The organism is Mesorhizobium zhangyense (assembly GCF_011045115.1).
GTDB lineage: Bacteria > Pseudomonadota > Alphaproteobacteria > Rhizobiales > Rhizobiaceae > Mesorhizobium_M > Mesorhizobium_M zhangyense.
Window position 1 is genome coordinate 29,112 of the sequence record NZ_JAAKZG010000004.1, and the last position, 20,252, is coordinate 49,363.

20 protein-coding genes are annotated in these 20,252 nt (G+C 60.8%); 5 read left to right on the forward strand and 15 right to left on the reverse strand.

Translation table 11 applies throughout. The features are described from left to right. Positions 1–81: 81 nt before the first annotated feature. The 9 genes from G6N74_RS10115 to G6N74_RS10155 form a co-directional block, all read right to left on the reverse strand. Positions 82–1,683, reverse strand: coding sequence for a 5-guanidino-2-oxopentanoate decarboxylase (locus G6N74_RS10115; protein WP_165116919.1), 1,602 nt, complete (start codon positions 1,681–1,683; stop codon positions 82–84). Between the two features lie 23 nt (positions 1,684–1,706). Then, entirely contained in the window at positions 1,707–2,426 is a 720-nt protein-coding gene (locus G6N74_RS10120) for an HpcH/HpaI aldolase family protein (protein ID WP_165116921.1), read from the reverse strand. Further along, positions 2,419–3,114, reverse strand: a complete 696-nt coding sequence (locus G6N74_RS10125) for an RraA family protein (RefSeq protein WP_165116923.1) — start codon at positions 3,112–3,114, stop codon at positions 2,419–2,421. Before G6N74_RS10125 ends, G6N74_RS10120 begins: the two co-directional genes overlap by 8 nt. After that, positions 3,111–4,244 carry an ABC transporter ATP-binding protein gene (locus G6N74_RS10130; RefSeq protein WP_165116925.1) on the reverse strand — a complete coding sequence of 378 codons (1,134 nt, stop codon included), beginning with the start codon at positions 4,242–4,244 and terminating at the stop codon, positions 3,111–3,113. Before G6N74_RS10130 ends, G6N74_RS10125 begins: the two co-directional genes overlap by 4 nt. 86 nt (positions 4,245–4,330) lie before the next feature. Next, the gene (locus tag G6N74_RS10135) at positions 4,331–5,365 is read right to left on the reverse strand and encodes an ABC transporter substrate-binding protein (protein WP_165116927.1); all 1,035 of its coding nucleotides are present in this window, start codon (positions 5,363–5,365) and stop codon (positions 4,331–4,333) included. 30 nt (positions 5,366–5,395) lie between these two features. Continuing rightward, positions 5,396–6,193, reverse strand: coding sequence for an ABC transporter permease (locus G6N74_RS10140; protein WP_165116929.1), 798 nt, complete (start codon positions 6,191–6,193; stop codon positions 5,396–5,398). After that, positions 6,190–7,026, reverse strand: a complete 837-nt coding sequence (locus G6N74_RS10145) for an ABC transporter permease (protein WP_312857856.1) — start codon at positions 7,024–7,026, stop codon at positions 6,190–6,192. Before G6N74_RS10145 ends, G6N74_RS10140 begins: the two co-directional genes overlap by 4 nt. Positions 7,027–7,048: 22 nt before the next feature. Next, entirely contained in the window at positions 7,049–7,732 is a 684-nt protein-coding gene (locus tag G6N74_RS10150; RefSeq protein WP_165116933.1) for a GntR family transcriptional regulator, read from the reverse strand. A 354-nt stretch (positions 7,733–8,086) separates the two neighbouring features. Further along, complete coding sequence (locus G6N74_RS10155; protein WP_165116935.1) at positions 8,087–8,905, reverse strand: alpha/beta fold hydrolase; 819 nt, start codon at positions 8,903–8,905, stop codon at positions 8,087–8,089. A 192-nt stretch (positions 8,906–9,097) separates the two neighbouring features. Here G6N74_RS10155 and G6N74_RS10160 point away from each other — a divergent pair, with 192 nt between their 5' ends. The 5 genes from G6N74_RS10160 to G6N74_RS10180 are packed head-to-tail and all read left to right on the forward strand — an operon-like array spanning position 9,098 to position 13,732. Continuing rightward, positions 9,098–10,351, forward strand: coding sequence for an ABC transporter substrate-binding protein (locus G6N74_RS10160; protein WP_165116936.1), 1,254 nt, complete (start codon positions 9,098–9,100; stop codon positions 10,349–10,351). Between the two features lie 3 nt (positions 10,352–10,354). After that, positions 10,355–11,092, forward strand: coding sequence for an ABC transporter ATP-binding protein (locus G6N74_RS10165; protein ID WP_165116937.1), 738 nt, complete (start codon positions 10,355–10,357; stop codon positions 11,090–11,092). Continuing rightward, positions 11,089–11,802, forward strand: a complete 714-nt coding sequence (locus G6N74_RS10170; RefSeq protein WP_165116938.1) for an ABC transporter ATP-binding protein — start codon at positions 11,089–11,091, stop codon at positions 11,800–11,802. Before G6N74_RS10165 ends, G6N74_RS10170 begins: the two co-directional genes overlap by 4 nt. Before the next feature lie 11 nt (positions 11,803–11,813). Further along, the gene (locus G6N74_RS10175; RefSeq protein ID WP_165116939.1) at positions 11,814–12,689 is read left to right on the forward strand and encodes a branched-chain amino acid ABC transporter permease; all 876 of its coding nucleotides are present in this window, start codon (positions 11,814–11,816) and stop codon (positions 12,687–12,689) included. Further along, complete coding sequence (locus tag G6N74_RS10180; protein ID WP_165116940.1) at positions 12,686–13,732, forward strand: branched-chain amino acid ABC transporter permease; 1,047 nt, start codon at positions 12,686–12,688, stop codon at positions 13,730–13,732. Before G6N74_RS10175 ends, G6N74_RS10180 begins: the two co-directional genes overlap by 4 nt. Before the next feature lie 47 nt (positions 13,733–13,779). On the opposite strand, the gene G6N74_RS10185 is transcribed toward G6N74_RS10180, so the two are convergent. The 6 genes from G6N74_RS10185 to G6N74_RS10210 all read right to left on the reverse strand — a co-directional run bounded on the left by G6N74_RS10185 (position 13,780) and on the right by G6N74_RS10210 (position 20,245). Then, a complete protein-coding gene (locus tag G6N74_RS10185; protein WP_165116941.1) occupies positions 13,780–15,096 on the reverse strand; it encodes a M20 family metallopeptidase in 1,317 nt (438 codons plus the stop codon). Between the two features lie 84 nt (positions 15,097–15,180). Then, entirely contained in the window at positions 15,181–16,065 is an 885-nt protein-coding gene (locus G6N74_RS10190; protein ID WP_165116942.1) for a MurR/RpiR family transcriptional regulator, read from the reverse strand. Positions 16,066–16,219: 154 nt separating this feature from the next. Then, positions 16,220–17,365 carry an alpha-hydroxy acid oxidase gene (locus tag G6N74_RS10195; protein WP_205826650.1) on the reverse strand — a complete coding sequence of 382 codons (1,146 nt, stop codon included), beginning with the start codon at positions 17,363–17,365 and terminating at the stop codon, positions 16,220–16,222. A gap of 155 nt (positions 17,366–17,520) precedes the next feature. After that, positions 17,521–18,588: an ABC transporter ATP-binding protein gene (locus G6N74_RS10200; RefSeq protein ID WP_165116944.1), complete on the reverse strand. Its 1,068-nt coding sequence runs from the start codon at positions 18,586–18,588 to the stop codon at positions 17,521–17,523. Then, positions 18,588–19,376, reverse strand: coding sequence for an ABC transporter permease (locus G6N74_RS10205; protein WP_165117802.1), 789 nt, complete (start codon positions 19,374–19,376; stop codon positions 18,588–18,590). Before G6N74_RS10205 ends, G6N74_RS10200 begins: the two co-directional genes overlap by 1 nt. After that, complete coding sequence (locus G6N74_RS10210; protein ID WP_165116945.1) at positions 19,376–20,245, reverse strand: ABC transporter permease; 870 nt, start codon at positions 20,243–20,245, stop codon at positions 19,376–19,378. Before G6N74_RS10210 ends, G6N74_RS10205 begins: the two co-directional genes overlap by 1 nt. Between the last annotated feature and the right edge of the window lie 7 nt (positions 20,246–20,252).

Below are 20,252 nucleotides of genomic sequence, written 5' to 3' on the forward strand. Positions count from 1 at the left end.
CCCGAAGATGCAAGACTCTGGTTGCTCGAGCAGCTGAAAAACTCTGCCGTTCCTTGCCAGAACGACAGAGCCTCCCTGCTTTCACGCAAGAAAACCGGCGGATTCCCGCACCTCGATCACAGTTGGCCGATCCGCTGCAAGGGCTGCGGTCACAGCCTGTTCCAGCGCCTCGATGGACTGCGGAGACGCTGTGCGGCAGCCATAGGCTTCGGCCAGCTTGATGAAATCGGGGTTATGCTGGTTGATGCCGATCGTCGGGATCTTGCGTGAAATCATGCCGTCCCGGATTTGTGCGAGGCTGTCATTGTTCCACAGGATGATTGCCATCGGCAGCTTCTGCTCGACCGCAGTGCCAAGCTCCTGCAGTGTGAACTGGAAACCGCCGTCACCCACGACGACCATGACCGGCCGCTCGGGGGCTGCGATCTTGCCGCCGATCCCTGCCGGCAACGCATAGCCGAGCGTGCCGTAGCCGGCCGGGAATATCCACTGGCGCGGACCAGCGCAGGGATAGAAGGCATATCCGGTGTAAGCGAGCTGCGTCATATCGGAATAGACAACGCCATCGTCCGGCATGGCGCGCCGAAGCGCGTCCAGCACTTTCACATGCTTGCGCTCCAGTGGCGTCAAGGCTTCGCGTTCCGCCGCGCGTATGCGCGCAACCTGATTGTGACTTTCCTTGCTTGGTATGCTCGCGGGCAGCGCGGCAAGAATATCGGCAAGCGCCAGAGCTGCATCCGCCTCGATAGCGACCGCCGCATCGTAATCGCGAACCAGCACCTCGGGGTCTATATCGATGCGGATCATCTTGCCGTTCATCGGCAGCGGGCCGTCGAGCCAGATGTCGGGTTCGGCAAGCTCCGTACCGATGCAAAGGACGACGTCGGCCTCGGCGATCATTGCCTGTGTGGCCGGGCGATCGAGCGTCGCCTCCAGCGCGAGCGGATGGGAGTCTGCGATGACACCTTTGCCGGCGATGGTCGGAACCACCGCCGCGCCCAGTCTCTCGGCCAATGCGACGAGCTGGGACGAAGCCCGGACACTGCCGCCGCCGGCTATGATCACGGGACGCTTTGCTTCCGCAAGAAGTTTGGTGGCATCCGCAATTCCGGCGCTGGCCGGCGCGCGGCTGCCTCGCGCGGCGCGGCGCGTGACCGGCTTGTCGTCAATCGCAGTCAACACGTCGAGCGGGATCGAGATGTGAACGGGACGCGAGCGACCGGACTCGAACAGCGCAAAAGCTCGAGCCACATATTCGCGAACCTGATCCGGGCTGGTGGCAATCGCAGAGAAAGCCGTCAGCGGCGCAGTCACCTGCGATTGGTCGGTAATTTCGTGCAGCCGACCGCGGCCCATGCCAAGATCCTTGGTGGCTGCCACGCTCGAAATCATCAGCATTGGAATGCTGTCGGAATAGGCCTGGCCGAGAGGCGTCGCGGCGTTGGTGACGCCAGGGCCGGAGATCAGCAGGCAGACGCCTGGCTTGCCCGACATGCGGGCATAACCGTCAGCCATGAAGCCCGCGCCCTGTTCGTGACGCACGCCGATATGGCGCATGCCGGCGTCGTCCATGCCACGATAGGCTTCGAGCGTATGGACGCCGGGCATGCCGAAAAGCGTGTCGACACCGTAGGCACGCAGCAACTGCATGAGCCGGCTGCCGCAGGAGATTTTGTCTGTCATTTCAGGTGCTTCCTTGCATTACTTCAGCGGGCGGCGTCCATCAAACCCGACATGATTGAACCGAATTCATCAGCGACGACGAGCAATGATGCGCCCAATTCCGCAGCATGAGTCCGCTCGGCACGCGTCCAGGCCGGCATGATCCACGGCTTACCGGCAGCTTTCGCCGCCGCAGCGATGCGCCGGATATCGGCCTTGTCCTCGTCGGTGTTACGGTATGCGCCACGACCACTGTCGAGCGACAGATCGCTCGGGCCCACGAAGACGCCGTCGACTGTCGGCAGCGCCAGAATGGCTTCGATATCGCGAAGGGCAGCTGCCGATTCCACCATCGGATAACAGCGGGTGTTTGCGTTCTCGCGCTCGTAATAGTCCGGCGAGACGACATTGTAGCGTGCCGGCCGCGTGCCCGAGAAACTGCGGTTTCCCAGCGGCGGGTACTTCGCTGACAGGGTCACGCGGCGTGCATGTTCGAGATCGCCGATATGCGGAATGATGACGCTGTCGCAGCCCATATCCAGCGCCTGCTGGATCGGGATCGCTTCCGGCCCGAGCACCTTGGCGTGCATCTTCATGCCCAGCGCCTTGCCGAGCGCGACGATGCGGTCCGTCGCCTCGAGGTCGAACAGCCCGTGTTCGATATCCATCACGATATGCCGGTAACCGATATCGTGAGCAATCTCCAGCATCGCCTGATGCGGGGTCGAAAGCCAGACCATGAAGTTTTCTATTGTATCAGCCATGGGAAATCTGGTCCTGCTTGTTACGCTCAGCGATCATTGCGGCGACATCGACGAGATCCTGAAGCCGTTCGCCAGCCTCGATGCGCTTGATCCAGCCGCCCTCGTCCTCCTGGTCCGCAAGTGCGACATCGGTCATGCCCGCCACCTGATCGGGCGGCAGCACGAGCACGCCGCAATCGTCGGCAAGCACGGCGTCACCGGGGTTGACCGCAACACCCCCGCAAGCGACCGGAATGTTGAAACCGCCGCCGAAATTCAGGAGCTTAGTGGTGATAGGCGACACACCCCGTGCCCATGTCGGCACGCCGGCGGCGCGGATGGCTGCCGGGTCGGTGATCATACCATCGACGATGACGCCGGCCAGCCCGCGCACCTTCGCGACGGCCGCCATGAAGCCGCCCCACGGGGCATGGCGCTTGTCGCCGCAGCGGTCGATGACCAGCACGTCGCCGGGCCTCACGCGATCCATCGCATAATAGAGCAGCGTCGAGTCCGGACCGGCGATGGAGACGGTTACGGCAGTGCCGGCTATCCGCACGCCATCGATCAGCGGCCGTATGTCAGTGCGCATGAAGCGGTCATGCAGATAGTGGCCGACGGTCGCGGCCTCGACCTTTGCGAAGCGCGCCAGAAGTGCGGGATCGAGCTGATCGCAAACGTCGCCGATGCGGTAGGAGGTTATGCTCATTTTTTGTCCTGATCTGATAGAAGATGGATGGCTGAAGAAGGGCAGAACAAGCTGACCTTCTCGCCGATGCGCAGCACGCTGTCGGCCCGGCTGTTGCGGACCCTCACCGTCATTGCCTCGCCCGTTTGAAGACGAATATTGTAGAGGCGGTCCGTACCGACATAGACGGCGCTTTCCACCTTGCCGGCAAAGGCTGCATCGTCGGCGCTATCGCGCATGAAGGTCAGTGCTTCCGGACGCATGGCGATCGTGCAGTCCTTGCCTGCCGGCAGCTCAGCGTTGGTTTTCAGTTTCAAGCGCGTGTCGGCGGCCAGGACTTCGACGACACCATCCTGCCGCTCCAGAACTGTCGCAGACAGCATGTTCATGTCGCCGATGAAGCCAGCAGTGAAGCGATCGGTAGGGCGCTCGTAGATGCCGACGGGGTCGTCAATCTGCCGAACCACGCCTGTGCTCATCACGGCGATGCGGTCCGACATCGTCAGCGCTTCTTCCTGATCGTGCGTGACGAAGATGAAGGTGATGCCGAGCCTGCGCTGCATCTCCTTGACCTCGATCTGCATCTCGCGCCGAAGCTTGAGATCAAGAGCGCCGAAGGGCTCATCCAGCAGGAGAACGGAGGGCTCGTTGACCAGTGCCCGCGCCAACGCGATACGCTGCTGCTGGCCGCCGGAAAGTTCCGATGGTTTCCTGCCGGCGGCGTGGCGCATGCGCACCAGATCCAGCGCTGCCGCGACCCGGTCGCCGCGTTCGCTGCGCGGCACCCGTTTCACGGCGAGCCCGAAGGCAACATTGTCTTCAACAGACAGGTGCGGAAACAGTGCGTAGCTCTGAAAGACCGTATTGGTGTTTCGCATATGCGCCGGCAGCCCCGAAACGTCGTGGCCTTCCAGCAGGATTTTCCCCGCAGTCGGGCTTTCAAATCCTGCGATCATCCGCAGCGTCGTGGTCTTGCCGCAACCCGAGGGGCCGAGAAAGGTGAAGAACTCGCCTGAAGCTATTTTCAGGCTGAGATGATCGACGGCATAGGCGGGAGGCGTGGCCGAGGTGTCGAACACCTTGCAGACGTCGACCAGTTCCACGGCTGGGCGCCCGGTTTTGTCCGGTTCGCTCTTTTTGTCGTTAGGCATTGGGAATGTTGTCCCCGATGGCGGGTCAAAGTAAATCCGTGACAGACCAGCTAGTGGCCGACCTGTCACGGAGCAAATTCAAGAGCTTACTGGGCAGTCTTCACCTTCGTCCAGCCGTCCTGGTAGAGCTTCATCGCATCGCCGACATCGAGGATGAAATCGACCTTCTTCAGCTTGTCCGCTGGCGGATAGATGGCCTGGTTTTCAGCGACTTCCTTCGGCAGCAGCGCCTTGGCGGCATCGACGACGGTGGCGGACTTACTGAGGTTCGCGGCCTTGGCGGCCACCTCGGGCTTCATGATGTAGTCGATGAATTTGTATGCGGCATCGACATTCTTGGCGTTCTTCGGAATCGCGAAGCCATCGATCCACATCGAACCGCCTTCCTCGGGAATGACGTAGTGGACCTTAGGATTCTCATCGAGAATCTGGGTGACGTTGGAATTCCATGCCTGCACGATGCAGGCCTCACCGGAGGCGACGAGTTCACCGAAGTTGCTGCTGTTGTATCCGCCGAGAATCTTCTTCTGCTCGATCAGCGACTGGGTCGCCTTCTCGATCTCCTCGGGATTGGCGGTGCCGGCATGCAGACCGTTGACCTGCAGGCCGGCGATATAGGCCGCCAGCATGTTGTCGAGCATATAGACGCGGCCCTCATATTGCGGGTCCCACATCGCCTTCCAACTGGTTATCGGCTGCTTGACGCAATCCTCGTTATAGGCAAGCCCGGTGGTGCCCCAGATATAAGGCACGCTGAACTTCTGGCCGGGATCGTATGAGACGTCCTTGAAGGCAGCACCCAGATTGGAGAGGTTCGGCAGCTTGGCATGGTCGAGTTCCGTCAGCAGACCCTGCTTGACCAGGACCTGCACCGTGTACTGGCTGGGTTCAACGAGATCGTAGCCGGAAGCGCCCGCCGACAGCTTCGCCATCATCGTCTCGTTGGAATCGTAGGTGTCCATCGTGACGTTGATGCCGGTTTCCTTGGCAAAGTCGTCGACGATCTCCTGAGGCAATTCGCTTGCCCAGGCATAGATATGAAGCTCTTCGGCCGATGCGGTAAGCGCAGTTCCGGCAAGAAGCAGGCTCGTCGTTGCAAGAAGCATTCCGTATTTCAGCATTGCAGTTCCCCTTTTCTTATTAAGGTTTCTTCATTGTCCGGTGCCCCGGACGGTCTTCAGGTAGCGTCCCATCACCAGCAGGATGGCCAGCACGTTGACGCCGATAAGCATCGTTCCGAGCGCATTGATCTTCGGCGTGAGCCCGGTCTTCAGCATTGCGTAGATCTGGATCGGCAGCGGCGTCGTGCCGACTCCAGAAACGAAGGTCGACATCACGAAGTTGTCGAAAGAGATGATCGCGGAAAGAAGCGTTGCCGACAGGATCGCCGGCAAAAGCAGGGGCAGCGTCACGCGCATGAATATCTGTCCGCCATGCGCTCCCAGATCTGCCGCGGCTTCATCGAGCCGTGGGTCGAGCGTTGCGGCTGCCGCGCGCACGATCAGGAATGTGAACGGTACGGAGACAAGTACATGGCCGGCCACCAGCGTGAGATATCCAAGCGCGAGGCCCGACCACACCGTCGCCACCAGCATCCCGACCGCCAGCACGATTTCGGGAAGCACCAGCGGTGCGATCAGAAGCGTGGAGAACAGGTTCTTGGCCGGAAACGGGCGCTTGATTACGGCAAGTGCTGCACTCGTTCCTATCGCCGTACTGATGATCGCCGAAAGTACGGCAACGATGGCGCTGACCTGAAGGCCGCGCTGCAGACCCCGGTCGTTCAGGGCTTGCACATACCAGTCCATCGAGAAGCCAGTCCAGACGACGGTCGAGCGGCCGGCATTGAAGGAATAGATGACGAGCACGACGAGCGGCGCAAACAGGAAGACGTAGCCAAGGATGGTGACGATCGGAACGTAGAGGCCGGCAATACGGGAAAGCTTCACGCGTGCGCCTCCTCGAGACGGCGCAGCATGCGCATGTAGAAGACGATGATGACGGACGACAGCACGAGCATGACGACGGAGACCGCAGCCCCCAGCGGGATGTTTCGGAAATCCAGGAAGAGCTGAACAATGAGGTTGCCGAGGATGATGCTCTTGCCACCGCCGAGCAGCACGGGGATAGCGTAGACGCCCATGGCTGGCACGAACACGAACAGCATCGCTGCCATCACGCCCGGAAGCGACAGCGGGAACGTCACGCGCCAGAAGGCCTCGACCGGCCCCGCGCCGAGATCGTCGGCGGCTTCCAGCAGGCGCCTGTTGATGCCGGAGAGCGCGGCGTAGATCGGCAGTACGGTCGTCGGCAGGAAGGCATAGAGCATGCCGACCATGACGGCGGGATAGGTGCCGATCATCCTGATCGGCTCATCGATGATCCCAGCACCGGTGAGCGCGCCGTTGATCGTGCCGTTGCGGCCCATCAGGACCATCCAGCTCGACATGCGGATCATGAAGTCGATCCAAAACGGAATGAGCAGCAGGGCAAGCAGCAATCCCGAATGCTTGCCGGCGCGGAAGGCTATGAAATAGGCGATGGGATAACCGATGAGAACGCAGACTGCCGTCGACATTGCTGCGATCTTCAAAGAGTTGACGAAGATCGGCAGATAGGCCGGCTGGAACAATTCGACGTAGCTTTCCAGCGTGAAGCCGGTCACCACTCCGCCATAGGAATCGCGCCCGGCAAAGCTGTAGGCAATTACCACCAGAAGCGGAATGGCCAGCAGAAGGATAGCCATCACCAGAGACGGAGCCAGCAGCAAAAGCGTAATCACATTCTGCCGCCGGTTCCTCATCTCACAGGCCCGCCGTTTTGGAGGAAGGCACGCCCGCCGGCCGAACCATTTGCACGACGCTTACCGTCAGATGATCACGCATCGCGATCTCGGCGCGATCGGGATCGCGCGCCGCGAGCGCATCGCGTATCGCCTCGAAATTCTCAAGTTCGTCGAAAATGAGAGTGACCGGCACACGCGCGACGTAAAGACTGCGCACTGAAAGCGCGTAGAGCCTGTTCAGGGACTGGGCCAGGTATGGATTGCCGCTCGCTCGGGCGACCAGCCGATGCATCCGCTCATCGACGCCGAGATGCCATTCGATCTCCATGCGACGCTCGGCTATGCCTGCACGCGCCTCTTCCATCAACGCATCGAATTCCGAGAGCTGAGCATCGTCGATCCGCATCGCAGCCATGCGGGCCGCCAGCGCTTCGGAATGAAGACGGAATTCATTGAGATGGAAAAAATCGGCCGCTGAGGTCGAAGAAACGAAGTAGCCACGCTGGGGCACGGCAAGCAGCAAATCTTCCTGCGCAAGCCGCTGCAACGCTTCGCGCAGCGGCGTTCGGCCCACCCCGAGCATTTCCATGCATTGACGTTCGTCAATCGCCGCACCGGGCATCAGCTCAGCCTTGATGATGGCGGCTCTGAGGCCGTCATAGGCGGTATCGCTTTGCCGTCTCTTCGGTTCGCCAAGGGGCATTTCACGCTCATATACGAGAAATATATTTTTAATATTTATCGTCCGGATGCGTGAGTCAAGCGTCAATCCATCGCAGAAACGAAAGATGTCAAATGGCTATGAGCCGGGCTGGGACGGCAATCGACCCAGCCCGGCACTGATGCATATCGGTGAAGAGTTCACATACAGCGGCTTCGTTTTGCAGCATGACGGCCGACAGCCCTGCCGAGCGGGCAAGAGTGTTCGATCGCTTGAGAAAATCGAACACTTTCGTTTGCGAGCCTTCTAAGTTCGGAAAGTTCGCGCCTGTGTTTTCAGATCGTCGCCGGCAGGTTGGACGCGGCCGTTGCCTATCAGCCGCCGCGTCGGAATTCGCTATTTCTGGTCCACGCTTTCCAGGAAACGGGCGAAGATAGGATCGAATTTTTCCTGCGCATCCCAGAACGGCGCGTGGCCGGAATTGTCGATCAGATAGGTCTCGTTTTCCCACAGATTGGCGTATTTGACCTTGGAAACGAAGTCTGTGTTCACGAACGGTTCGTCTATGCCGTTGACGACGGCCAGCGGCACGGTCGCGGTCGCAGCAATAACGCTTTGGTCCTTGCCGGTTCCGGCCGAGAACTTCTCGAACATCAGGCGCCGCGCCCTGCCGTCAGTGCGCGCAACTGTGTCGAGCATGAAGGGCTCGAACGGCTCGCCGCAGGTGCTGTGCGCATAGTTCTCGACGTCCTCGTCCGTAAAGTCCTGCTTGGCGGCGAGGCCCATATGCGGGCTCGGCTTGAACCCGTCGCCGACCTCTGCGGGCGAAACCGGCGGCGTGCCGGTGATCATCAGGCCAAGCATGCCGGGAAAACGGTCGATCATTTCCAGCCCGATATGCCCGCCGAGCGACCAGCCGAAGACGATCGCCTTCTCCACGCCGAGCAGTCCCAGCACTTCGGTCATCGCGTCGGCATAGCCTTCCATGCTGTAGCTGCGATCAGGGTCAATAGCATCGCCGGATTGGCCGTGACCGGGCAGATCGGGCGCGATCATCCGATAGCGCTCGCCAAGGGGTCCTTCCATCTGATTGCGGAAGACCGCGCTCGAGCTGGAGTTACCGTGAATGAAAAGCACAGGCGTTCCGGTGCCGGAAGTCTCGCGGACATTGATAGGGCCGTGGCTGGTTTCGATCGTCTTCGTCGTCAAAGTCATTTCATTCCCCTGATTCTCGCGCTGCGAAAAATGGCAGTTGCACAAAGGACTGTCACTTCTGCCTGTGCGCCAATGAAAATCGCTTTCCGCAGCATTTCCTGATGAAATTATCTTTTCAAAGAAGATCGCATATGCATAAATTGTCAATCAACAAACGCCGGCGAGCCGGAACAAGAAACAGGGGTTGGCAGTATGAATTCGAGTTTCGTGACGAGTAAGCGCCTCCGTGGCGCATTGATGGCGACGGCTTTGACCGCCCTTGCGATGTCGCCTGTTCCGGCATTCGCCGACGTCGTCAAGATCGGTCTTTTGGCGCCGCTCACCGGCCCCGCAGCGGCTGACGGGCAGGAATATCAGCGCGGCGCCCAGATGGCGATCGACGAGATGAATGCTGCCGGCGGCGTCGGCGGCCATACGTTCGAACTCGTCACCGGCGACGTGAAGGACATGTCGTCCGGCAACGTCACCAGCGCGGTAGAGCGCCTCATCGGCGACCCGGATGTGCATTTCATGCTGACCGGCTATGCCAGCCTGACCAATTTCGAGATCGACAACATGGCCGAGGCGGAGATGCCCTACATGCTGGCCGCGACCTCGCAGCAGACCAGGGACATCATCGCGCCCGAGCCCGACAAGTATAATTGCTGCTGGTCGTGGACGCCGTCCTTCGACGCCTACAACACCGACGTCACATCCTTTGTCGAAAAGCTGGCTGCCGACGGCAAGGTCACGCTGCCGAACAAGAAGGTCGCTATCGTCTCCTCCGACAACGCCTACTCGAAGACCATCTCTGAAGGCATGAAGAAGACGTTCACCGAAAAGGGCTGGACCATCACCGTCGACGAAATCGTGCCATTCGGCGAAGTCACCGACTGGCGCTCGATCCTCGCCAAGGTGCGCGCCGACGTTCCGGATGTGGTCATCAACACCGACTACCTGCCCGGCAATTCGGCTTCCTTCCTCAACCAGTTCCTCGAACAGCCGACGAAGAGCCTGGTCTTCCTGCAATACGCCCCGAGCGTGCCGGAATTCATCCAGCTGACGAAGGAAAAGTCGAACGGCGTCATCTACAACCTGCTTGGTGGTCCGCTGGTTTCGCCGAAAAATCCGCGCGCCGAGGAAGTCGGCAACAAGTTCAAGGAAAAATATGGCGTGGAAAGCGGCACTTACGGCGTTGCGCTCTACGAGATCATGAACGTCTATTTTGACGCGCTGAAGAAGGTCGGCGATCCGAGCGATCACGCCGCAATCATGAAAGCGCTGGGCGAGACCGACAAGCAGACGGTTGCCGGCCGCCTCAAGTTCGATCCTGCAACCCATCTCGCCATGCAGGGCGAAGACTACATTCCGATCACCTTCTTCCAGATCTGGGATGGTGAACGCACGCTGATCTCGCCGGAGAAATACGCGACCGGCGAATTCAAGCTCCAGCCCTGGATGCAGTAGGGCATGGCCCTTCTCGAAGTCGAGGACGTATCGAAGGCCTTCGGTTCGCTGAAGGCCGTCGATGGCGTTTCTTTCAAGGTCGAGGCCGGTGAGATCTTTGGCGTCGCCGGCCCCAACGGCAGCGGCAAGAGCACGCTGTTCAACGTCATCACCGGCATCCCGTTCGGGCCTGATCGCGGACGCGTAAAACTCGGCGGCGTCGAGATACAGGGCAAGTCGGGCAACGAGATCGCTCGGCTCGGCCTTGCCCGTACCTTCCAGCGTGAAACGAGCTTCGATGGGCTGACGGTCTTCGAAAACGCGCTGATGGGCGCAGGCTATGGCAAGCCCGGCCGGGCTGAAAGCGAGGTGCGTGAGCGCGCTGCCGAAGCGCTTGAATTCGTCGGCCTCACCTCGGTGGGTTTTGGCCGCCTTGCCGGCGAACTCTCCGTCTTCGACCGCAAATGCCTGATGCTGGCGACGGCGATTGCCATGGAGCCGCGCGTGCTTCTGCTCGACGAGCCGGCCTCCAGCCTGACCAAGCCCGAAATCGAAACCTCGATCGGCCTGATCCGCCGCACCGCCGAGCGCGGCATCACAATCGTGCTGATCGAGCATGTGCTGACCTTCCTGATGAGCCTGTCGCAGCATCTGATGGTTTTGAATCAGGGTCGCGTCCTGGCTGCCGGCGAGCCGAAAACGGTGATCGCCGATGAACGCGTCGTGGAAGCCTATCTCGGAACGCGGAGGCCGGCGGCGTGAGCGTCATACTGACTGTCGAGGGCCTGACCGCCGGTTATGGCCGCGTCACCGTTTTGCACGACCTGTCCATGGAGGCCGGGCGCTTCGGCAATGTCGGCCTGTTCGGGCCGAACGGGCACGGCAAGTCCACGCTGCTGCGCACCGTCTCCGGCCTGCTGAAGGCGAAGAGCGGCAGCATCACCTTCGATGGCGAGGACATCACGCGCGAAAGCCCGCGCGCCATTGTCGGGCGCGGGCTTATCCATGTTCCGCAAGGCAATCGCCTGTTCCCCGATCTCAGCATCGCCGACTGCATGTCGCTCGGCGCCTTCTCGCCCCGCGCCCGGCCGCATGAGGCCGAGAACCGCGAGAAGGTGGTGAAGATCTTTCCGAAACTCGCCGAGCGCTGGCGCCAGCGCGTGCGCACTCTTTCCGGCGGCGAGCGCCAGATGGTGTCGATCGCCACGGCTCTGATGAGCCACCCGCGCCTGCTGATCCTCGACGAGCCGACGCTCGGCCTCGCCCCCAAGATCAAGGACGAGCTCTGCGCCTCGGTGCAGGAAATTTCCAAGGGCGGCGTGCCGCTGATCGTGGTCGAGCAGGACATCGAGTTCCTGCTCGAGCTCTGCCCGCAACTCTATCTCGTCAATCACGGCACCGTCGAAACCGAGATCAAGCCCGGCCAATCGATCGAGCATAGCGAGATCATGTCGATGTATTTCGGACATTAGGATTATTTGAGATGGGCGCATTCGCGGAAATCATGTTCGGCGGCCTGTTCCAGGGCTCGCTCTACGCCATGATGGCGGTGGGGCTGGCACTGGTCTGGACGACGATCGGCGTGTTCAACTTCGCCCACGGCGTCTTCATGATGCTCGGCGCCTATGTTGCCTGGCAGTTCGTGTCGCTCGGCCTGCCGATCGCGGTTGCGCTGCCGGTGGCGGTCGTCGTCATGGCTGGCGTCGGCTGGATCCTTCAGGCCAGCGTCGTGCGGCCGCTGATCGGCCGGCCAAACATCGTTCTCGTCGTCGTCATCACGACACTCGCCGCCGGCTCGTTGATCGAAAACGGCGTGCTGACACTGTGGGGCCCGCGCTCCAAGCAGCTTCCCAGCCTGCTCGAAGGCAACACGGTAATCGGCGGCGTCGGCGTGTCTCTGCACCAGATCGCCATCATCATCATCACGCCACTCATCCTGGCAGCACTCTGGGCCTTTCTTAACCACACGCGGCTTGGGCTTGCCTTGCGCGCGGTTGCCCAGAACGAGGATGCCAGCCAGCTTGTCGGGCTCAACGTCACAGCACTTTATGGCCTGGCCTTCGCCATCGCAGCTTCGCTTGCCGGTCTCGCCGGCATCTTCATGGGCGGCTATCGGTTCATGACGCCGGTGATGGGCAGTGACCCCCTTCTGAAGGCGCTGATCGTCGTCGTCTTCGGCGGCATTTCCAGCATTTCAGGGCCAATCTTCGCTGCCTATCTGATCGGCTTTTTCGAGGCCGCCTGCAGCTATTATTTCGGCCTCTACTGGACGCCGGCGCTGCTGTTTGCCGTGCTTATCCTGATGCTGATGGTGCGTCCCGAAGGCATCTTCGCCAATCAGTCGAGGGGCCTCGCATGACCAGCTTGCCGTCTCCCGTCATCGGCGCGCCGGGCCGCCCTTCCTGGAAAAGCGAGGCGGTCGGCGTTGCGCTCGCCTTCCTGCTGATGGCGCTTCTGCCGCTGGTTTTCGGCGACACCTACACGCGCCACATACTGATCATGGTGTTCATCTACGCCATCGTCGCGTCTAACTGGGACCTCAGCCTTGGCTATGGCGGTGTCTTCAATTTCGGCCACCTCGCGCTGTTCAGCATTGGCGTTTACGCCTATGGCTTGCTGACCAAGGCGGCAGGTGTCGACCCCTGGGTATCGCTGGTCGCCAGCGGGGTCATCGCGACGGTTGCCGCCGTGCTCGTCACCATTCCGATCCTGCGGCTCAAGGGCATCTACATCATCCTCGTCACCTTCGGCTTCGCGCAACTGGTCATGCAGGTCATCCTCAGCCAGTCGGACGTCACCGGCGGCACGCAGGGCATGGTGCGCATTCCCGGCCTCTATCTGTTCGATCACAACATGATCCGCGACGGGAAGATCGGCTATTTCTACATAGCGTTGGCGCTGCTCTTCCTCAGCACCGTGTTCCTGCGCGTCATCGTTCGTTCGCGCACCGGCGCAAGCATCGTGGCGCTGCGCGACAACGAGGAATACGCCATCAGCCGCGGCATCTCGCTGGCGCGCCAGCGCATCATCACACTGGCAGCGAGCGCCTTCTTCACCGGCATAGCCGGCGCCTTCTATGCCGCCTATCAACGCAATGCCTCGATCGATGTCTTCGGCATGAGCCTTGCGACGATCATTCTGTCGATGGTTCTGCTTGGCGGCACCAGCACGATCTACGGCGCGATCGTCGCATCCTTCGTGCTGACGATCTTTTCGGAAGCCATGGCCGATTTCGGCCCATGGCGACCGATTATTACGGCAGTGCTGATCATCGTCGTGATGCTCGCCTATCCGAGCGGCCTGTCAGGGATGATCCGCTCGATCTGGAACGCATTGGCTGGCCGACTGAAGCGGCCCGATGCTGCGCTTGCCGGCAAGACGGAAGAGCGGACCGCAGCCTAGCGATCATCGCCCTGCCGGTGACCGGCAGGGCGGAATTAGGAAGCGCCTCAGCGCACGCCGCACCAGTCGATGACGGACGCCGCAATGACCTTCGTGGTCTCGACCAGCGACTCGATGTCGACATATTCATCTACACCGTGAAAACCGTCGCCCGACGGGCCGAAGATCACGCCATCAACGCCGGCGCCCGCATAATGCGCGGCGTCACAGACGGCGACGAACCCCTTGATTTCGGGAGCTTTTCCGAGGCTGGTCTTGTGCGAGACGAGCGACTTAACCAGCGGGTGGTCGACGGAAGTGTTCATCGGCGGGAAATGCAATCCGCCGAGTTCCCACTGGATCGTCGGCGGATGGTCTCGTAGCCAGGCGTCGGTCTGGGCGAAGTGATGCACGAAGGCTTCGAAGTCGCGGCGATATTGCGCTGAATTCTCGTTCGGCAGGAACTTCATGTCGAGATCGATGACGGCCACGTCGGGGATGATTGCCGGATTGCTCATCACCATCGGCAAGCCGTTCTCGCCCAGACCCGCGCCGCCATGGACGACGCCGATGTTGATCGTGTTCATGCCGACCGGCAGCAGGGGATGCGACTGTGCCCGCGTCCGGTCGAGTTCGTAAAGCCGAAGGGCGGCAATGAAACGGCTGGCGATCTCTATGGCGTTGACGCCCGGCTCCAGCCGGCCGGCTTCGTGTCGTTGCGGATAAATCTCATTGTAGCGCCAGGCCGAATGTGCGGCGCGTCCGCGAATGGTCACGCGCGCCCATTCAAGCCCGCCTTCGGCCGGCAGCACATCGCCCCAGGTCGGCTCGGCCACCAGCACTGCCTTGGCGAGCTTGCCGCGCTTGACGGCGTCCATAGCGCCAAAGCCGCCGGACTCTTCATCGACCACTGAGTGGATCGCCAGCCGCCCGACAAGATCGATGCCGGCCTTGCGAATGGCGCGTGAAGCGGCAATGCAGGCAGCGACGCCACTCTTCATGTCGATAGCGCCACGGCCATAAATCCGGCCGTTCTTGATCTCGCCGCCAAACGGATCGATCGACCAGTCCTTGCGCGCGCCGACCGGCACCACGTCGATATGACCGCACAGGATCAGGCTGCGGACTTCATCTCCGGCCTTTTCACCAACCAGATTTGGCCGTCCGGGAAGCGCGTCCCATTGCTCGGTGGCAAAGCCTTCTTGCTTCAGCACCGGCTCCAGCATCGACTGCAAATCGGCTTCGCGGTTGATCGTTGCCCCGGTCTCGAATTTGGGATTGACGGTCGGTATCTGAACCATGTTCTGCGTCAGTTCGACAACCCAGTTCCGGTCTGCCTCGATAGCGGATGTTACTGCGGCGATTGCTGCGGCATTTTCAGACATTTCCTGCTTTCTCCATTTCAAAGCCGCAGGTTCGCTGCGGCCAAACCTTCTGAAAAAATTGTGGTGGCTCGAAGCGGCCGTAGGCTATGACGAGGTCTTGCTGCCTTTCGGCTCGAGCGTGTCCAGCGTGACGGAGTTCTTCGCGCGTATTTGCTCGATCTCCTCGATACGCTTGCGCGCACCTGGGCCATGTTCGGGAAGCGCCTGTGCGACCACGGCCTCCATCTGTGCGACCGCGGTCGCCAGCGTGTCGAAAGGGGAATCGGCATCGATCGCCGCCGCCATGGAAAGTTCCGCGAACTCCGCGATCGGCGACAGCCACGTATCGGTGAAGAGCAGAACCGGCACGCCACGTTCGGAGGCTTGCCGGGCGAAACTGACGACGTCAGACTGATAACGCCGATAGTCGAAGACGATGAGAAGGTCGCGCTTGCCAAGATCGATCAGAAGGTCGAAATCCACCGGTGTCAGCGAGCCGACATCGCGAATGCCGGAGCGGAACTGCACGAGATAGCCGGCGAACATCGAGGCGATGTGCCGGCTGAAGCGGCCGCCGACCAGCGCGACCTGCCCCTTGGTTTCCCAGATCAGCTTTGCGGCGCGGCTGTAGGTCTGCGACGGCACCGACGTTCTGGTGTTCTCCATGCTGTTCGAAACGGAATGGAAATAAGCCATCGCCGCGCTGGTGTCGGAACCGCCGGGGCGTTTTGCCTCCATCATCAGCAACGGCGAGTGAAGCCGTGCCTCGACTTCGGCCAGAAGCTTGGTCTGGAAGTCGGCGAAGCCGTCATAGCCGAGCTTGATCATCAGGCGCATGACGGTGGGATCGCTGACCCCTGCCCGGCGCGCCAGCCGCGTCGCCGTGCCCAGGCCCGACATCGGATAGTCAGCCAACAATGCCTGGATGATCTTGGCCTCGGCCGAGGTCAACGCGATGTTGGTATTGGCCAGGTTCTCGCGGATCGACATCGGTTCGCTTTGCCTCCTCCTTTAATGGAAAAATACTTACAAGAATGAACTCTGATGTCAAATTTGAAAATCAGATTACAGAATCGCCTGCGTGCGTGGCATTCCGTTTACCGGACATGGCGAGGAAGCGCGGGGGCGGCCGAACGAATGAACCTCAGGAGACACGCCTGAGGAAGGATGGCGACAGCTCGGCCAGGTCACGGACACCGAGCAGAGCCATGTCACGATCGATCTCGTCAACCAGCAGATTGGCGGCGTGTATGACGCCGGCTTCCCCGAAGACTGCGGCTGCATAAAGGAAGGGCCGGCCGACAAAAACGAAACGGGCTCCGAGCGCGAGTGCCTTCAGAACGTCGGTTCCACGCCGAACGCCGCTGTCGAGCATTACAGGCATCTCGCCGGACCGTTCCACGATCTCGGCAAGCATTCTCAGCGGAGATATCGCGCCGTCGAGCTGGCGGCCGCCATGGTTCGATACGATAATACCGTCGACGCCTGCCTCGCGCGCCAGATGCGCATCTTCCGGTGACAAAATCCCTTTCAGTACGAGCCTGCCTTTCCAGCGTGCTCGTATCCTGTCGACATGCTCCCAACCGAGTTGGTCGCGCTTGCCGAGCGCCCGCACCAGATTGCGCGACAGGATCGGCGGCCCACGGCCGGCGTCCATATTCTCGAAATGTGGCATGCCGTGACGTAGCAACGTGCGAAGCGCAGTTCCAACAAGCCAGCGCGGATGGGTGAGGCCCTGCCACGCCAGTCCCAGGGAGGGCTGCAACGGAGCGTTGAAGCCGTTGCGGACGTTGTTCTCCCGATTTGCAGCAACCGGCACATCGACGGTCAGGACAAAGGTCTCGAACCCCGCTGCAGCGACCCGGTCGACCATAGCGTCGATGCGATCGGCCTCGCCCGGCAGATAGGCCTGAAACCAGCGGCTGCCCCCTTCCCTTGCAACTCGTTCAAGCTTGGTCAGTGAAGTAGCACTCAGGATGGAAGGTATCCTCATCGTGCCGGCAGTGCGCGCCAAGGCCACATCCCCGTCAAAGGCCGCGAGAGCACTCAGGCCCATCGGGGAAATGCCGAAAGGATGCGCGTAAGAGACATCGAACAATGAAGTCGCCTGCGAGCGGTTACCGACATTCCGCAGGATGCGCGGCACGAAACTATCATCGGCGAAGGCCTTGCGGTTATCCAGAAACGACGCGCCGGTTTCGCTGGCGCCGGACACATAGCCGAAGACCGGCCGAGGCAGATACCGGCGTGCGGCCGCTTCAAAATCGTCCAGGGCCAGCATCTGACGCATGGCGGCGGGAACATGCTTGGCGGCACGCTTTTCCACTGTAACGATGGCAGATGAAGCAACGGCTCGATCGGTCTGCACGGTGCTTCTCCTATCTCCACAGCGATAAGCGTCCGTGGGCATCACCACCGAAAAGTCCGCCGCGCGGCTCGAATAGTTCAGGCGGCACTTATAAGCACGGTGCTTTCCGGCGACCAGTGCAGCACCACGTCGTTGCCTTCTTCGATTTTTGTGGCGCCGCTGTTCTGGACGTGAACCTTGATGACCTCACCCATGCGATCGACGAAATAGGTGCTGCTGTTGCCGGCAAAAATGCGCTTGGACACCCGGCCTCTGAGCATGTTGCCTTCCGCCGCCAACGGCGATGCCGTGGCCGTGGCGATTTTGATCCGTTCAGGCCGCACAGCACAGCTCGCCTTGCCGCCTGTGGCATTGGCCACGCCACCGGACGCGACGATCGCGGTGCCGTCCGACAGGCGAATGCCGTCACCGGTGGCGTCGCCGCGCAGTATATTGGCGTCGCCGAGGAATGTCGCTGAGAACTCGCTTTTCGGGCTGTTGTAGATGTCTTCAGGCGGGCCCTCTTCTACCAGCCGGCCATCGCGCAGGATGCCGATCCGGTCACTCATCGTCAGTGCTTCTTCCTGATCATGGGTGACGAAAATAGTGGTGATGCCGATTTCGCGCTGGATACGCTTCAGTTCCACCTGCATATCCACCCGCAGCGCCTTGTCGAGTGCGGAAAGCGGCTCGTCGAGCAACAGCACGCGCGGCTTGGTGACGATAGCCCGGGCGAGTGCGACGCGCTGGCGCTGGCCGCCGGACAGTTGGTGCGGCCGGCGTTCACCGAGCTTGCCCAACTGCACAAGATCGAGAGCCTGCCGCACTTCCCTCGCAATGCTCGCTTTGGATTCGCCACGAACCGAAAGACCGAAGGCGACGTTGTCGGCAACGCTCATATTCGGAAACAGCGCATAGTTCTGGAAGACCATGCCAATGCGGCGTTTCTCGACGGGAACGCGCTCGACACCCTCCCTGCCAATAATGATCCGGCCGCTGTCGGGGAAATCGAACCCAGCGATCAACCGCAGCAAAGTAGTCTTTCCACTGCCCGAGGGGCCGAGCAGCGCATAGAACCCTCCGTCCGGAAAGGCGATCGAGACGTCGTCGAGTGCCTTGTGCGCGCCGAAGCTGCGGGAGACACTTTCGACCTGAACATCGGCCATTACTTTTCCCCTCCGAACCTGAAGAAGCGTGCAGTGATGAGCATCAGTCCCATCGAGACGGCTATGATGATAGTGGAGACCGCGTTGATTTCCGGGGTGAAGCCTTTGCGGATCGCGGCGTAGATCTCGACCGGAAGTGTCGCCTGGCCCGGAGTGGACAGGAAATACGATACGACGAACTGGTCGAAAGACACTGCGAAGGCAAACAGCGCACCTGCGATCACACCCGGCATGATCCACGGCAGCGTGACGCGCATTGTCACCTGCCATTGGTTGGCTCCGAGCGAACGGGCCGCTTCCTCCAGCTCAGGCGCGAAGGTCTGCAGGCGTGCGGAAACGACGACGATCACATACGGCAAAGCCAGCGCCACATGGCCAAGCAGAATGGCATGCAGCCCGCGCCCTATGCCGATGCCAAAGAAGAAGATCAGCATCGCCGTGCCCGTTATCAGCCACGGGATGGCAATTGGAGGAAACAACAGCGCCTGGAGGAATTTCTTGCCGCGAAACTCATATCGGAACAACGCAAGGGAGGCTGCCGTACCAAGCAGTGTCGAAATGACGGTCGTGATCACCGCAATCTCAAGGCTGTTCCATGTTGCCGCGAGCAATTGTGTATTGCGCGACAGATCCTCATACCATTTCGTCGTCCATTCGAACGGCAGCTGATAGAACGGCGAGGCATTGAACGACATCAGCCCCATGATGACGATCGGCAAATAGAGGAAGGCCAGCAGCAGACCGATATAGAAGCGCCCAAGCCCTTCGAGGATGCGGGTTGCCGACATCATGTAGCTCTCCTGAGAACCGGCGATGCTGCAGCCAGGATGACCAGAACGACAGCTAGCAGGATGAAGGAAAGGGCTGCTCCCAAAGGCCAGTTGAAGACGGCGACGAATTGATCTTCGATGACCGTGCCATAGAACGTTCCGGTGCGGCCACCAAGGATGCGGGGCTCCATGAACGAACCGACGACGGGAACGAATATGAGCACGGCACCGGCAATAAGACCCGGCATTGCAAGCGGGATGATCAACCGGCGCAACACCTGGAGCCGTGAGGCCCCAAGTGAACGGGCCGCCTCGATCAGCGAGTCGTCGATCGCCTGCAGCGTCAGGTAGCAGGTCAGCACCATGTAGGGCACATAGGAATGGACCAGCCCGATTATGACCGCCGGATAAGAGTACATGAGATCGACGCTGATCTTGAACGGCAGTATCGCGTTCAGCACCACGTCAAGAATACCGCCTTCCCTCAGCACCATCGCCCATGAGAAGATGCGCACCAGCCCATTGCTCCAGAACGGCAGGATGACGAGCAGGAATATTGCCTCACGGCTCCTGCCCTTCAGCACCTTGGCGAGCACGTAAGCTGCGGGAAATCCGATCAGCGCGCACCACAGCGTCACCTCCAACCCCAGCCGCAATGAGGACCAAAGCAGTGTCACATAGAGCCCGCTGGAAAAGAACGCGGCATAGTTTCGGATCGTGAACGACCAGTCCTTCCCCGACAGCGGCAGGTCGGTCATGAAGGAGAAGAAGGCCATGGCCGAAAGCGGCAGGAAGATCGCCAGCGTAAGCCAGAGATAGGCTGGCGCCAGAAGCGGCAGCGCAGGCCTTATTCCGCTTAGCGGTCCAGCCGCGATGTTTCCTGCCATGACCTTC

Bases quoted from the DNA above. Each gene is read 5' to 3' on its own strand.
- G6N74_RS10115 (WP_165116919.1), bottom strand. From the start codon at position 1,683: ATGACAGACAAAATCTCCTGCGGCAGCCGGCTCATGCAGTTGCTGCGT.
- G6N74_RS10120 (WP_165116921.1), bottom strand. From the start codon at position 2,426: ATGGCTGATACAATAGAAAACTTCATGGTCTGGCTTTCGACCCCGCAT.
- G6N74_RS10125 (WP_165116923.1), bottom strand. From the start codon at position 3,114: ATGAGCATAACCTCCTACCGCATCGGCGACGTTTGCGATCAGCTCGAT.
- G6N74_RS10130 (WP_165116925.1), bottom strand. From the start codon at position 4,244: ATGCCTAACGACAAAAAGAGCGAACCGGACAAAACCGGGCGCCCAGCC.
- G6N74_RS10135 (WP_165116927.1), bottom strand. From the start codon at position 5,365: ATGCTGAAATACGGAATGCTTCTTGCAACGACGAGCCTGCTTCTTGCC.
- G6N74_RS10150 (WP_165116933.1), bottom strand. From the start codon at position 7,732: ATGCCCCTTGGCGAACCGAAGAGACGGCAAAGCGATACCGCCTATGAC.
- G6N74_RS10155 (WP_165116935.1), bottom strand. From the start codon at position 8,905: ATGACTTTGACGACGAAGACGATCGAAACCAGCCACGGCCCTATCAAT.
- G6N74_RS10160 (WP_165116936.1), top strand. From the start codon at position 9,098: ATGAATTCGAGTTTCGTGACGAGTAAGCGCCTCCGTGGCGCATTGATG.
- G6N74_RS10165 (WP_165116937.1), top strand. From the start codon at position 10,355: ATGGCCCTTCTCGAAGTCGAGGACGTATCGAAGGCCTTCGGTTCGCTG.
- G6N74_RS10175 (WP_165116939.1), top strand. From the start codon at position 11,814: ATGGGCGCATTCGCGGAAATCATGTTCGGCGGCCTGTTCCAGGGCTCG.
- G6N74_RS10180 (WP_165116940.1), top strand. From the start codon at position 12,686: ATGACCAGCTTGCCGTCTCCCGTCATCGGCGCGCCGGGCCGCCCTTCC.
- G6N74_RS10185 (WP_165116941.1), bottom strand. From the start codon at position 15,096: ATGTCTGAAAATGCCGCAGCAATCGCCGCAGTAACATCCGCTATCGAG.
- G6N74_RS10190 (WP_165116942.1), bottom strand. From the start codon at position 16,065: ATGTCGATCCGCGAGAACCTGGCCAATACCAACATCGCGTTGACCTCG.
- G6N74_RS10195 (WP_205826650.1), bottom strand. From the start codon at position 17,365: ATGCGTCAGATGCTGGCCCTGGACGATTTTGAAGCGGCCGCACGCCGG.
- G6N74_RS10200 (WP_165116944.1), bottom strand. From the start codon at position 18,588: ATGGCCGATGTTCAGGTCGAAAGTGTCTCCCGCAGCTTCGGCGCGCAC.
- G6N74_RS10205 (WP_165117802.1), bottom strand. From the start codon at position 19,376: ATGTCGGCAACCCGCATCCTCGAAGGGCTTGGGCGCTTCTATATCGGT.
- G6N74_RS10210 (WP_165116945.1), bottom strand. From the start codon at position 20,245: ATGGCAGGAAACATCGCGGCTGGACCGCTAAGCGGAATAAGGCCTGCG.